Source organism: Candidatus Pelagibacter bacterium nBUS_28 (assembly GCF_051200915.1).
In the GTDB taxonomy this organism is placed as follows: domain Bacteria; phylum Pseudomonadota; class Alphaproteobacteria; order Pelagibacterales; family Pelagibacteraceae; genus Pelagibacter.
This window is the reverse complement of the sequence record NZ_CP172844.1, coordinates 315,618-329,873: the sequence shown is the minus strand read 5'-3', so window position 1 is coordinate 329,873 and position 14,256 is coordinate 315,618. Positions and strand designations below refer to the sequence as shown.

Genomic DNA, 14,256 nt, shown 5'->3' with positions numbered 1-14,256 from the left:
TCTTAATTGTATTGAACAACAGAACCATTTTTAATTATAAATAAGTTTTTATTAAAAATAAATGGTTCAGACATCACACTACTTGAAACTTTAACAACATTAGTGGTTCTTCCAGTAACTAAATCTGCTACGATCATTTTGCCATCATTATTTGTTAAGTAGAGGTTTGTTTTACCTATAGTAAAACCAATTGGTTTGATATTTGATCGTTTTTTTTCTTTATAATTATTATAAAGATTTGTTACACGAATAATATTTCCATTATTTTTTTCTAGAACATATAGATAGCCTTCGTTAGATACTGTAAAAATCAGATTACCAGTAATTGAAGGCATTATGTTAGAGTTTATTTCATTAACCCAATTTGTCACTCCTGTTTTTATATCTATAGAATAAAATTCACTTTTATTGTTTGAAAAATAAATGGATTTATTATCTGAAACTAATTTCGAAGTTTTAAAATTATAAGACTCATTGATAATATTACTACTTTGAGTTGGAAGTTGCCAAGTAATCAAACCAGATTCAATGTCAACAGCAGTAATATCTCCTATAGAATTACTAAAAACAACTAAATCTCCAGTGATGATAAGAGAGTTTTTTGTATCTGACATTGCAAAAGAGTCTTCAGTTTGAAAATTCCATACCTCTGATCCATCCTCTATACTAAAAGCTCTAAGAGTATTGTTATAATCTACAACAAAAAACTTATCATTTTCTCTCTTTATTTCAGAATTAAAAGAATAGGTTCCATTTTTTAACCAATTTAGCTCTCCAGTTTTAATATTAATAGAGTAATACTTTGCAATACTATCTGCTATTAATAAATTTTCACCATCTAATGCAAAGAATAATTTAGGTCTTAACTTTTTTTCTGACTTTGAATAATGGTTTTTTTTCCAAATAACTTTACCACTATTATTATATCGAGTAATAGCACCTTTTTTATCAAAAAACATAAGTCCATCACTTAGAAATAATGGTTTATAATTTAAATTACTAGGATCTTCGATTTTAGGAAACTTATAAGAAACAATTTTTTTATTTAAGCTATCATAAGTTTGAGCACCAAAATTATTTTGATTATTTAAGATAATGTTATTAAATTTAAGTTTAGATAAATCTAATTTTAGATCTGGATTAAACTCAACAATTTTCTTTTCTTCTTTGGCAAATAGTTTCTTTATATTTTGATTTTCAACTTTTTCTTCTTTATCGTTCCAAATACGCGACTTTTCACTTAAAGAACAATTGGATAAAAAAAATAAAATAAAAGTTAAAAAGGTTAATCTAATCACTCAAATCTCTATTCAATCTTTTTTGTGCTTGAAGCTTTATATCTGGATTGGCGTCCTCTAAACTAACAATTTGATTGAAAAATTCTTTTGATTTTTGTTTTTGATCTTTGGAATAGAAATACTCAGCCATTAAATATAAAGCATGTGATTTCCATACACTTTTAGAATTATTCAATGGATTTAAAATATTTAATAGATCACTTTCTTGAGCTTGATCTGCATTAAATAGTGCTTTTTTATAAATAACTAAGTTTTTAATTTCTTCATCGAGCGAAGTCTTTTCAATTAAAATATCAAAATAACTATTTATTTCACTTTGATTAGAAATTAACTTGTTATCGATAATAAAATAAAGAGATAAAGGTGAATACGTTGGGTCTTGTTCGTTAATAATTTCTACTAAATTTTGAATTGTTAGTTCTTTAGTATTTTCAGAATGAGATAAAGTGGTTGAATTAAATTTGTTTGAGATTTCTTTTTTCTTATTCGTTTTATAACTGTCAAAACTATATGCACCAACTAAAATAATAACCAAAACTACTATCGTTGAGATAATTTTATTTTTATTATTAACAAAAAAATTTCTTACTTTCTCTTGTCTTGTACTGCTATTTATAATTGAAATATCTTCTTCCATAACTAAATCATATTCCTTAAAACATATTGGAGTATGCCTCCATTTTTATAGTATTCTAATTCATTTTTCGTATCAATTCTGCATAAAGTTTTAACCTTTTTTATATCTCCTGAAGCATATTTTATCTCAATAGTTACCTCATCAGATGGATTAATACCTTTTTCAACATCAAGAACACTAATTAATTCTGAGCCAATTAAATTTAAGTTTTTTCTATTTACATCATTTGTGAATTGCAAAGGTAGAATTCCCATTCCTATTAAATTTGATCTATGAATACGTTCAAAACTTTCAGCTATCACTGCCTTAACACCTAATAATTTTGTTCCTTTAGCTGCCCAGTCTCTTGATGAGCCAGTTCCATACTCTTTGCCTCCAATAACTACTAAATCAGTTCCTCTTTTTTTGTACTCAACGACAGCATCATAAACAGGTAATACTTTTTCTTCTGGATATAACTTGGTAAACCCGCCTTCAGTTCCGGGTGCCATCTCATTTCTTATTCTTATGTTAGCAAAAGTACCTCTCATCATCACTTCATGATTTCCTCTTCTTGACCCATAGGAGTTATAATCTTTGGGAAGTATTTGATGTTCCATAAAATATTCTCCAGTTGGACTTTCTTTTTGGATATTTCCTGCTGGAGAAATATGATCAGTAGTAACCATGTCTCCTAAAATTAATAAAGGTCTTGCATCTTTGATTTCTTTAAATCCTTCAGGTTCATCTGATAGGTTATCAAAGAAAGGTGGTTTTTTTACATATGTTGATCCTTCATCCCAACTGTAAATACTGCTCTTTTCTGTTTGAATTTTTTGCCACTGACTAGGTCCTTCAGAAACATTTGAGTATCTCTCAATAAACATTTCTGCATTTAAAGATTGTTTTAAAGTATCCTCAATTTCTTTATTTGAAGGCCAAATATCTTTTAAATAAATTTCATTACCATCTTTATCTTTACCAAGTGCATCTTTATACAAATCAACTTCCATATGACCAGCTATTGCATAAGCTACAACTAATGGAGGTGAGGCTAAATAATTTGCTTTAATGTGTGGTGAAATTCTTCCCTCAAAATTTCTATTTCCAGATAAAACTGAAACTGCATAAATATTTTCTTTTTGAATAGCATCTACAATATTTTCAGGTAATGGCCCTGAATTACCAATACATGTTGTGCAACCATAACCTACTAAATTAAAGCCTAATTTGTCTAAGTAAGTATTTAACCCTGCTTTTTCTAAGTAGTCAGTAACCACTTGAGAACCTGGTGCTAGAGAAGTTTTTACCCATGGTTTAACTTCTAATCCAAGCTCAACAGCTTTTTTAGCAAGTAATCCAGCTCCAATTAAAACATTTGGATTTGATGTGTTGGTACATGAAGTTATTGCTGCAATTAAAATTGAACCATCTTTAATTTCATAATCAGTATTTGAAACTTTTGAAATAGAGTGATCTTTTTTGTTGGTTGCTTCCTCTAAAACTTTTTTAAATGAAGTTGGTGCATCTGTTAATAAAACTTTATCCTGAGGTCTTTTTGGTCCAGAAATAGTTGGCACTACTGTAGACATATCCAATGAAATAGTATCTGTAAATTCTATATCCTCACTTGCCCATAAGCCTTGTTCTTTTGCATAGTGTTCAACAACATCAACTGTATGTTGATCTCTTCCTGAAAATTTTAAATATTTTAATGTTTCGTCATCAATTGGAAAAAAGCCACATGTTGCACCATATTCAGGAGCCATATTTGCAATAGTAGCTCTATCAGCAAGAGTTAAGTTTTTTAAACCCTCACCATAAAATTCAACAAATTTTCCAACTACACCTTTGTCTCTTAAAATTTTAACAACTGTTAAAACTAAGTCAGTTGCTGTTGTGCCTTCTGGCATTTTGTTTGTAACCTCAAAGCCTATTACTTCTGGAATTAACATTGAAATGGGCTGTCCTAACATTCCTGCTTCTGCTTCAATACCCCCTACTCCCCAGCCTAAAACAGATAATCCATTAACCATTGTAGTATGACTATCAGTACCAACCAAAGTATCAGGGAATAAATATTTGTCACCTTCAAATTCTTCAGACCAAACTACTTTTGATAAATACTCCAAGTTTACTTGATGACAAATTCCAGTTCCTGGCGGTACTATTCTAAAATTATTAAATGCTTGTTGTCCCCATTTTAAAAAAGAATATCTTTCACCATTTCTTTCAAATTCTATATCGACATTTTTTTCAAATGAATCTGATTTAGCAGATTTGTCTACTTGAACAGAGTGATCAATTACAAGATCGACAGCTGATAATGGATTGATAGTATTTGGATCTTTATTTTTATCTTTTACAGCTTCTCTCATTGCTGCCAAATCTGCAACTGCTGGAATACCTGTATAATCTTGAAGCAAAACTCTAGCTGGTCGATATGCTATTTCAGTATTTGATTTTTTTGATTTCAACCATTCTTTAATAGAGTCAATTTGATTTTTATTTACTGAAAGTTCGTCTTCATATCTTAAAAGATTTTCCAAAAGAACTTTAAGAGATTTTGGAAGTCTAAAAATGCCCACCAAACCATTTTTTTCTGCCTCTTTTAAAGAATAAAATTTGTATTCTTTATTATCGATTGAAATATTTGCTAATGAATTATAAGAATTTTTTTTTCCTGGTGTCATATTATAAATAAAAAGTAACTATGCTTAATAAAAGAAGCAGTGACATAGCATAATTAAAATAATTAATAAATTTCTGATTTGTCGCGTATTTCCTAAGAAATTTACCTAAAAACGTCCAAAGAGTGATGCTAGTGACTGAAACTAATAAAGCTAAGATAATAATTTGAGTCGTATAATTTACAAAATTTTCTCCTGGATTTATGTATGTGGAGGCAACAATTATTGAAGCAATTACAGCTTTGGGGTTTAAAAATTGAAAAATAAAAGTCTCTATAAACTTTACGGGATTTTTATTTTTATTTTCTTGATTTTGTGATCCAGAAAATGAGATTTTATATGCCAAATAAATTAAAAATATTGTTCCTAAATATTTTAATATTATTTGAACTAATGGATAAAGTTTAAAGACATTAACTAATCCTAAAGCCACACAAAGTAAAAGAAAAGGAAATCCAAAGGTAACACCCATTATATGTGGTAGTGTTCTTTTTATCCCAAAATTGAAACCAGAGTAAAATGCAACAAAATTATTTGGTCCTGGAGTGAATGCAGCTACAATTCCAAATAAAGTTATAGATAAAATTTCTGGATGCATTTATTAAGCGATTGGTAAACCATTCTCAGATTTTTGCGACGGATGGACTAAAATTACTTTACCTTCTTTATCAATCGACCCCAATATAAGTACTTGCGACACCACACCCGCAATATTTTTTTCAGCAAAATTACATACCCCAATAACTTGTTTTCCCTTAAGATTTTCTTCATTATAGTAATGAGTAATTTGAGCCGATGATTGCTTAATTCCTATTTCTTCACCAAAATCAACTTCAACAACTAATGATGGTTTTCTCGCTTTTTCATTTTTCCTAACTGAAATGACTGTTCCAACACGAACATCAACTTTATCAAAGTCATCAAAGGTAATTTGTTCTTTCATATAATTAATATATAGTAGAACTTAAAAATGAGTACAGCAAATAATTCAGAGCAATTGTTCGATAATTCAGTTAAAATCCTAACAGACCTAATAGGTTTTAAAACTATATCAGGAGAAGATAATAGCTCATTAATTGAGTATTGTGATGATATCTTAAAAAAACTTGGCGCTACTTCATTTAGAACGTACGATGATGAAAAAAAAAGAGTAAATCTATTTGCAACATTAAAATCTAAAAGTTCTCAAACAAAAAAACCAATAATTCTATCAGGCCACACGGATGTGGTTCCAGTTTCAAAAGGATGGAGCTCAGATCCTTTCACAGCGACAATTAAAGGAGATAAGTTATATGGTAGAGGATCTTGTGACATGAAAGGATTTATTGCTTGTGCTTTAGCGTATGCACCTACTTTTTCAAAATCAAATTTAAATAGAGATATTCATTTTTCTTTCACTTTCGATGAAGAAACTGCATGTCAGGGAGCTCCGATACTAATAAAGGAATTAAAAAAGAGAGATATTAAAGATGGTATTTGTATTATTGGTGAGCCAACTAATATGAAAATTATTGATGCTCATAAAGGATGTTATGAATACACAACGTACTTTAAAGGATTAGCTGGACATAGTTCAGCACCACACAAAGGTGTCAGTGCTGTTGAATATGCATCAAGATATGTAAATAAATTAATTGAACTTAGAGAAAAACTTAGAGAAAGAGCACCAAAAGACTCAATTTTTGATCCACCCCATTCAACGCTTTCAATTGGAGGTGTCTTTGGAGGTATAGCTCATAATGTAATAGCAGATAAGTGTCATGTTAATTGGGAGACAAGACCAGTTGTTAAAGAAGATGGTGTATTCTTAAATCAGGAAATTGATAAATATGCAAATGAAGTGTTGTTACCAGAAATGAAAAAGATTTTTCCAAACGCTTCAATTGAAAAAGATATTATTGGGGAGATTGTTGGATTTGATAGAGAAGATAAATCTGATGCTTGTGAATTAATCTCAAGTTTAACAGGAGATAATTCTAGACAAGTAGTTTCATTTGGAACTGAAGCAGGTTTGTTTCAAGAAATAGGAATTAGCACAGTAGTTTGTGGCCCAGGATCAATTGAACAAGCTCATAAAATTGATGAGTTTATAGTTTTAGATGAACTTAAAAAATGTTTAAATCTTTTGGATGGAATAAATAAACAGTCTATTCCTAATTAATCGTTCCAACCACTTACCACTTTAACTTCAAGATATTCTTCAAGACCTAACTTTCCAGCTTCACGACCAATACCAGAATGTTTATACCCACCAAACGGCGCATCAGGTGCTAAACCAGCACCATTGATATCAACCATTCCAGATCTAAGTTTTCTTGCAACTCTGTTTGCTTTTTCTTGATCTTGGGTTTGAATAAAATTTAAAAGACCATAAGGAGTATCATTTGCAATCGAGATTGCTTCCTCTTCTGTCTCGAACGGTATAATCGATAACACTGGTCCAAAGATTTCTGTTCTTGCAATCTGCATTTGATTATTCACATCTGCAAAAGCGGTTGGTTTTACAAAGTAACCTTTATCTAAACCATCAGGTTTACCCGTTCCACCAGCAACTAATTTTGCACCTTCATCTATTCCAACTTGAATTAAAGATTGAATTTTATCAAATTGTGTTTTTGAAACTACTGGTCCTATATGATCGCCCTCTTTTGATGCGACATCAACTTTCATTGAATTTGCAAAATTTTTAACTCTTTCAACTGCTTCATCATACATTGATTTTTCAACTAACATTCTTGTTGGAGCATTACAAGATTGTCCTGTATTTCTAAAACATCTTAGTGCCCCTCTTTCAACCGCTTCAGCATCAGCGTCTTTAAATATAATGTTTGCTCCTTTTCCACCTAGTTCTAAACTTACTCTTTTAAAATCTTTTGCTGCATTTTCAGAAATTAAAGCACCTGCTCTCGTAGAGCCTGTAAATGAAACCATGTTAACATCTGGATGGCTAGTTAAAGCATCGCCTGTTATTGCTCCATCACCATTCACTAAATTAAAAACACCTTTGGGTAATTTTATTTCATCAATCATTTCAGCTAAAATCATTGAAGATAATGGTGCTATTTCTGATGGCTTAAGAACCATTGTACATCCTGCTGCAATCGCTGGGATCACTTTTAGACAAGTTTGATTCATTGGCCAGTTCCACGGAGTGATTAATGCGCAAACTCCTTTTGGCTCATGTAAAATATTATTATTAAGAGCATGTTCGCCTAATTTTGCTTCAAATGTGTATTCTTTTAAAACTTTTATATAAGATTTTATATGACTTGCTCCAGTACCAGCTTGTAATTGAGTTGAAAAATCAATTGGCGCTCCCATTTCAAGAGTTATTGCTTGAGCCATTTCAGACCATCTTTTTTTATAAACAACATACAGAGCTTCTAAATATTCTAATCTTTCTTCTTTTGAAGAAAATGCCCAAGTCTCGAAAGCTTTTGTTGCAGCAGCCACAGCATCATTTACATCTTCAACTCCACCTAAAGATATTACTGCGCATTCTTCTTCTGTTGAAGGATCTATTACTTTTAAGTCATTAGGTTTTTTTGGAGAAACCCATTCACCATTTATATAAAATTTTTTTTTATCTAACATTTTGAGAAACTATCCTTTCTTTATGATTTTGCAAATAGATTTGTTAATTCGTAAACAATTGTTGCGGCTGCAAGTGAGGTTACTTCAGCATGATCATATGCGGGTGAAACTTCGACTACATCAGCTGAAACTAAATTTAATCCTGACAACCCTCTTAAAACATTAACCATTTCTCTCGTAGTCATTCCTGCAATCTCAGGTGTGCCTGTTCCAGGTGCAAATGCTGGATCGAGTACATCAATATCGATTGATAAATATAAAGGATTATCTCCTACTCTTTTTTTTATTCTTTCAGCAATTTTATCCGTTCCCTCAGTTTGAAATTCATCGCAGTGAATTATCTTAAATCCAAAACTTTCATCGTTTTTAATATCATCTCTACTATAAAGTGGGCCTCTAATACCAACATGCATTGAAGCGTCATCTAAAAATAATCCTTCTTCTCTCGCTCTTCTAAACGGAGTGCCATGTGTATAGGGTGCTCCAAAATAGGTGTCCCAAGTATCAAGATGTGCATCAAAATGAACTAATGAAACTGGTCCATTACATTTTTTATTAATTGCTCTAAGAAGTGGTACAGCGATGGTGTGGTCACCCCCTAAACTAATTATACCTCCTACTTTTTTTAATAACTCTGTAGCACCCACTTCAATTTGTTTTATGGCTTCATCGATACTAAAAGGGTTACAAGTAATATCCCCCGCATCTGCTACTTGTTGAACTTTAAAAGGTTCGACATCATAACTTGGATGATAGTTAGTTCTTAAATGTCTTGAAGCTTGTCGAATACTTTGAGGACCAAATCTTGCACCAGGTCTATAGCTTGTACCCGCATCAAATGGTACTCCTACAATTGCAACGTCACAACTTTCAACATCTCTTAACTCTGGTAGTCTTGCAAATGTTGATGGACCTGCAAATCTTGGAACTTTTGTTCCACTAACAGGTTGAATTGGATTTTTATTACGTTCTTTTTTCATTTATAAACAAAATGTACCACATTCTTTTTAAATCGAATATCATCTAAATTATGTATATGAGGATTTTTAAGCTAGTTTTAATATCATTTTTTTTAATAACCTCAGCAAATTCAAATTCCATTTACAATCTGATCAAAATCCCAAATTTAGAAATCTATAAATTAAAAACTCCTAATAAACTTAAATATTTTTATGCAACCAAGCCCTTTAGACTTGGTATCCAAAAAAATATAGCCTGCAGCAATTCGGATAAGAAGATGTATAATGAAAAATACCAGATAATATCTAACAATTTGAAAATATATTCAAAAGAATTTTTAAGAAAGATTAATCTTAAATATATTGTCATGTGTGAAAATCTATCTATTTCAGGAATAAATACAGCTGGAATTCCAGATCATGTGATGAAAACATTAATTATTGATTTAAAATTTAATGAAAAATATTTTGAAAGAGTAATCCACCATGAATTATTTCATATTATAAATGATGGTTTTAAAGACTTATTTAATGAGGATGAATGGAAAAAATTTAATGAGCCAAATTTTGAATATGCAGAGTGTTCTACTTGCTCAAAAAGATTAGGACTTGATACCTATAAAAATACTAATGGTTTTTTCACTGAATATTCAATGACAATTCCATCTGAAGACATGGCTGAAGTATATTCTCATTTAATAACTGGGAATTTTAAAATTTCAGATGATAAAATTTTGAATAAAAAAATTCAATTTATTAGAGATAAATTAAAAGAAATTGATAATACTTTTGTATTTTAAATGATTAAAAAAGTTAAAGCTTCATTACATGAAAAATTAATTTTTATTTTTTTAATACTACTTGGAATTTTTGCTTTAGGTTTTACTGTTGTTATAAAAAACAAGTGTTTATTTGTAAAAAATTTTGATCCACAAAAAATTAATTATTCAAAACCAGAAAATATTGTTGTGCTTAATGCTGAGTGTGGAAATGTTATCATTGAACTTTATCCTGAAATATCTCCAAACAGTGTTGAAAGATTTAAAAAATTAATTAATTTAAAATCATATGACAATGTAGCTTTTCATAGAGTGATCAAAGATAAACTGGTTCAAGCTGGAGATATTCAGTTTGGTAAAAAAGATCAAATAGATTATGGAAAAATAGGGACAGGTAAATCTGGACTGGGTACCATTAAATCAGAAATAGATGCTGAATTTAATTTTGATAAAGGCAGTGTTGGTCTAGCAAGATCACTAAAATATAATACAGAGGATAGTCAATTTTTTATAATTCTTGATGATGAACCGTTATTTGAAGGTGAATACACTCCTATAGGAAAAGTAATCTATGGAATTAAGATATTAGAAAAAATTAAATACTCTCATCGATCAGAATACATATTAAGACCAGATTTTATTAATACTGTGAGAATGTTTAAATAAAATAATTATCTACTTATTATTAATTTAATAATAAGTTTATGTTATAGTTTTAAAATGTCAGTTCATATATCAGACCAAACAATAAAAAAAGAGTGGATAGATTATAATAACCACATGAACATGGCTTACTATGTTTTGGTTTTTGATGATATTTGGGAAATTATTTTAAAAAAATTTAAAATGGGAGAAAGCTCAGCTAGATCAACTAACATGAGCACCATGGTTGTTGAAACTCACACAACATATAATAGTGAAGTTAAATTAGGAGATGAAGTTGAAATTAATCTAACTTTTTTTGATCATGATAAAAAAAGATTGCACTTTAAAATGGAAATGATTGAAAAATCTTCAAAAAAATTATCTGCTACACTTGAAATGTTATCTTTATATATCAATCTTAAGAAACGGAAAGTTACTGAGTTTGAGCAAGAAAAAATAGATATTATGGATAAATTTATAGCAACCAATAAAGATCAATTTGAAAGTAATAATTTAGTGATTACTGGTAAATTAAAAAAATAATTAATTTACTAAAGGTTTACTAGTTGCAAGTGTATGTTTAATTCTATCTTGAGTTTCCTTAGTCTCAATTAGTCTCATAAAAGCATCTAATTCCAATTTATATAAGTCGTCTTCAGTTAAAGTTTTATCAATTGTTGTATCCCCACCACTTAATACATGGGCTAGTTCTTGTGCTACTTTTAAACCATGATCTAAAATTACTTTGTCATTATATAATTTATCTAAAATCTTATTCATTTCAGGAAGAACTGTTTTTCCTGGAAGATTAAATTTTGTCTCTAATGGAGCTTTAAAGTCTTTATTATTATTCAAAATTTCTTTTGAAACCTCAAGCAAACTATTTCTATTCATAATTTTTTTGTCTTCAGGTTTTAAATATTTCATTGGTTCCGCTTCAATTGGTGAGGTTGCAGTTTTACCATAGCCAATAATATCAAATACTTTAAGAGGTGCGTAATTAGGATCATTTTTAGCCTCATTGGTATCAAGCCATCTAGCTAACATTTCTTTACATCCCCCTCCTGCTGGAATTAATCCAACAATAGTTTCAACTAAACCAACAACAATGTTTGTATGTGAGGCTACAAAATTACTTTGAACCATTACTTCAAATCCACCACCAAGAGTTAAACCTGATGGTGCTGAAATTACTGGATGATCTGAATATTTTAGATGTTTGCATGTTTCTTGAAAATATTTAATAAATTTTTCAATAGATTTAAAATCACCTTTATCTGCAAAATCCATTGTGTAAGTTAAATTTACTCCAGCAGAAAATTGCATACTCTCATTGATAATAATTAAAGGCTTATCAGTTGCTTTTTTAAGCACATCCATTGAATCATAATCGAGTGCGTTAGCTTTGGTGGTAAATTCAACAATATTATAATCGTTGAAACGATAAACTTGAGCTGAATTATTTCCATCAATACTGATTGCTTTCTTTTTAACTTTTCCTAAAGTTTCAATTTCAGTATATTTTTGTCTAGAGCCATAAAAATCTTGGTTTTTAGTTTTAGATAAATTTTCTAAAAACTCATTTCCTTCAAATTCTTCGATTTTATTAAAAAAATCCTCAACACCAATTTCTTCTAACATTTCAAATGGACCTTTAGTCCAGTTAAAACCTAGTCTCATCGCTTCATCTATGTCATTAAAATCTTTAGTAATTCCTGGAACTAATGAAGAAGAATATTTTATAATTTTAGAAATAACAGACCAAGCATACTCACCAAATTTATCCTCTCTTGAAATTAAAGATTTTAAATCTACTTTATCCGAACCCACATTAATTTTTTGACTTGCAGAATACTCACCGGTTTCAAGATTAATTGCTTCCATAACCTTGGTTGCACCAGTTTTATTCATTCGGTAAAAACCACCTTTACCTTTTCGACCAGTGTAACCTGTCTCAATTAATTTTTTAACTAAAGGGATTTCTTTGGCAACTTCTTGGAAAGGATCATTTTCTGATAATTCTTTAATGAAACTTTTAAGAACATCGGCCATTAAATCAATTCCAATTAAATCATAAAGCCCAAAAACTCCTGTTTTAGGTATTCCCATTGGTCTTCCAAATATTGCGTCGGCCTCCTCGATGCTAAGTTTCATTTTAAAAGCTTCAGTCATTGCAACTTGCATGGCAAAAACACCTATTCTATTTCCTAGAAATCCTGGAGTATCGTTACAAACAATTGCTCCTTTTCCAAGCTCCACTTCACAAAACTTCTTTAATGAGTTTATTTTAGCTAAATCATTATTTTCATTTTTAACAATTTCTAATAATCCCATATATCTCACAGGATTAAAAAAGTGAGTGATACAAAAATCTTTCTTTTCTTCTGTGGTTAATTTTTCAGATAAAACTTTAATAGGAATGGATGATGTGTTCGATGAAACAATCGCTCCCTCTTTTCTATTTTTGAAAATTTTTTCGTAAATATTATGCTTGATATCAATTCTCTCAACTACCGCTTCAACGACCCAATCAGCTTCTTTGACCACATCAAAATTATCATTAATATTACCTACTTTAATATTCTCAATTTGTGATTTATCTAAAAGTAACGGTGGTTTTGACTTGAATATTCTATCTCTCGCTTTTTCAGATATTTCCGTTGTAAGATCCAACAATGTAACTGGTACTTTTGCATTACACAAATGAGCTGCAATCCCACTCCCCATGGTTCCTGATCCTATTACTACAACTTTTTTAATATCCATAATTTAATTTTGAGAAGAAATTTATATTGAAAAAATATAATTAAGTAAATTAATTATCTATTAATTCCTCTTAGTCTCTCAGATCTTCTTCTTAAAAGCTCTGCACTAACTAAGATTAAAGTAGACATAATAATCAAACATGTCGCAACTGCCATAATAGTTGGACTTAGTTGTTCTCTTAATCCTACCCACATTTGAATTGGAATAGTAGTGTTCTCTAATCCAGCTAAGAATAGTACAACTACGACTTCATCAAATGAAGTTACAAAAGCAAACAAGGCTCCTGAAATAACCCCCGGCATAATTAATGGTAATGTAATTTTCATAAATGTGTTTACTGGATTACTTCCTAAGCTTGCAGCAGCACGTGTTACACTATGATCAAAACCAGTCAATGTTGCAGTAACCGTGATTACTACAAATGGAGTTCCTAAGATTATATGTGATAATACAATTCCTGTATGAGTTGCAGCTAAGCCAACTTTTGCCATGAAGAAAAATATTGCTGTACCTGAAATAATTAATGGCACAATCATGGGTGAAATTAGTAAAGCCATGAAAGCAGCTTTATATGGCATGTATCTACTACTTAAGCCTAATGCAGCAACCGTTCCAAGAATGGTTGATCCTATTGTTGCAAAGAAAGCAATGATTAAACTATTTTTAGTGGCAAGTCCCCATGGGTTCTTAGTTCCATAAATCATATCTTCATACCATCTTAAAGAAAACCCTTCAGGATCCAGTGCTAACATTTTTGCAGAAAAGTGAATGTATTGTTCAGCATTAAATGAAAGAGGTAAGATTACAAACAAAGGTGCTATTAAAAAGAAAAAAACTAAACCACAAAAGAACAGGTATGTGTAATGCCATATTTTATAGTTTAAAGGTGTGTGACTTGGTAATGCCATA

Annotated in this window: 13 protein-coding genes; 4 read left to right on the top strand and 9 right to left on the bottom strand. The window is 30.2% G+C overall.

The window, feature by feature from the left end; translation table 11 throughout:
• Positions 1-2 precede the first annotated feature (2 nt).
• Genes ACIJYC_RS01640 through ACIJYC_RS01620 form a run of 5 tightly spaced genes read right to left on the bottom strand, consistent with a single transcriptional unit; the run spans position 3 to position 5,547 of the window.
• The gene (locus tag ACIJYC_RS01640) at positions 3-1,298 is read right to left on the bottom strand and encodes a PQQ-binding-like beta-propeller repeat protein (RefSeq protein ID WP_435167070.1); all 1,296 of its coding nucleotides are present in this window, start codon (positions 1,296-1,298) and stop codon (positions 3-5) included.
• The gene (locus tag ACIJYC_RS01635) at positions 1,291-1,935 is read right to left on the bottom strand and encodes a hypothetical protein (protein ID WP_435167068.1); all 645 of its coding nucleotides are present in this window, start codon (positions 1,933-1,935) and stop codon (positions 1,291-1,293) included. The genes ACIJYC_RS01640 and ACIJYC_RS01635 overlap by 8 nt, the downstream gene beginning before the upstream one ends.
• 2 nt (positions 1,936-1,937) lie before the next feature.
• Positions 1,938-4,607: an aconitate hydratase AcnA gene (acnA, locus tag ACIJYC_RS01630; protein ID WP_435167065.1), complete on the bottom strand. Its 2,670-nt coding sequence runs from the start codon at positions 4,605-4,607 to the stop codon at positions 1,938-1,940.
• 1 nt (position 4,608) lies between these two features.
• Positions 4,609-5,202 carry a LysE family translocator gene (locus ACIJYC_RS01625; RefSeq protein WP_435167062.1) on the bottom strand — a complete coding sequence of 198 codons (594 nt, stop codon included), beginning with the start codon at positions 5,200-5,202 and terminating at the stop codon, positions 4,609-4,611.
• A 3-nt stretch (positions 5,203-5,205) separates the two neighbouring features.
• The gene (locus tag ACIJYC_RS01620) at positions 5,206-5,547 is read right to left on the bottom strand and encodes a tRNA-binding protein (RefSeq protein ID WP_435167059.1); all 342 of its coding nucleotides are present in this window, start codon (positions 5,545-5,547) and stop codon (positions 5,206-5,208) included.
• 27 nt (positions 5,548-5,574) lie between these two features.
• Here ACIJYC_RS01620 and argE point away from each other — a divergent pair, with 27 nt between their 5' ends.
• Positions 5,575-6,765: an acetylornithine deacetylase gene (gene argE, locus ACIJYC_RS01615; RefSeq protein WP_435167056.1), complete on the top strand. Its 1,191-nt coding sequence runs from the start codon at positions 5,575-5,577 to the stop codon at positions 6,763-6,765.
• Here argE and ACIJYC_RS01610 read toward each other — a convergent pair.
• Together ACIJYC_RS01610 and speB are read right to left on the bottom strand one after the other, a co-directional pair.
• Positions 6,762-8,198: an aldehyde dehydrogenase family protein gene (locus ACIJYC_RS01610; RefSeq protein WP_435167054.1), complete on the bottom strand. Its 1,437-nt coding sequence runs from the start codon at positions 8,196-8,198 to the stop codon at positions 6,762-6,764. The two genes, argE and ACIJYC_RS01610, sit on opposite strands and share 4 nt — an antisense overlap.
• A gap of 20 nt (positions 8,199-8,218) precedes the next feature.
• Positions 8,219-9,178, bottom strand: a complete 960-nt coding sequence (gene speB, locus ACIJYC_RS01605; RefSeq protein WP_435167051.1) for an agmatinase — start codon at positions 9,176-9,178, stop codon at positions 8,219-8,221.
• A 257-nt stretch (positions 9,179-9,435) separates the two neighbouring features.
• Between speB and ACIJYC_RS01600 the strand changes: the two genes are divergently transcribed.
• Genes ACIJYC_RS01600 through ACIJYC_RS01590 form a run of 3 tightly spaced genes read left to right on the top strand, consistent with a single transcriptional unit; the run spans position 9,436 to position 11,124 of the window.
• Entirely contained in the window at positions 9,436-9,957 is a 522-nt protein-coding gene (locus ACIJYC_RS01600; protein WP_435167048.1) for a putative zinc-binding metallopeptidase, read from the top strand.
• Positions 9,958-10,602 (top strand): peptidylprolyl isomerase, encoded by a 645-nt coding sequence (locus ACIJYC_RS01595; protein WP_435167045.1) that lies wholly within the window; start codon positions 9,958-9,960, stop codon positions 10,600-10,602.
• A 54-nt stretch (positions 10,603-10,656) separates the two neighbouring features.
• Positions 10,657-11,124 carry a thioesterase family protein gene (locus ACIJYC_RS01590; protein ID WP_435167043.1) on the top strand — a complete coding sequence of 156 codons (468 nt, stop codon included), beginning with the start codon at positions 10,657-10,659 and terminating at the stop codon, positions 11,122-11,124.
• Here ACIJYC_RS01590 and ACIJYC_RS01585 read toward each other — a convergent pair whose 3' ends face one another.
• Both ACIJYC_RS01585 and ACIJYC_RS01580 read right to left on the bottom strand, forming a co-directional pair.
• A complete protein-coding gene (locus ACIJYC_RS01585; protein WP_435167040.1) occupies positions 11,125-13,347 on the bottom strand; it encodes a 3-hydroxyacyl-CoA dehydrogenase NAD-binding domain-containing protein in 2,223 nt (740 codons plus the stop codon).
• Positions 13,348-13,400: 53 nt separating this feature from the next.
• Positions 13,401-14,255 (bottom strand): ABC transporter permease, encoded by an 855-nt coding sequence (locus ACIJYC_RS01580; protein ID WP_435167037.1) that lies wholly within the window; start codon positions 14,253-14,255, stop codon positions 13,401-13,403.
• Between the last annotated feature and the right edge of the window lies 1 nt (position 14,256).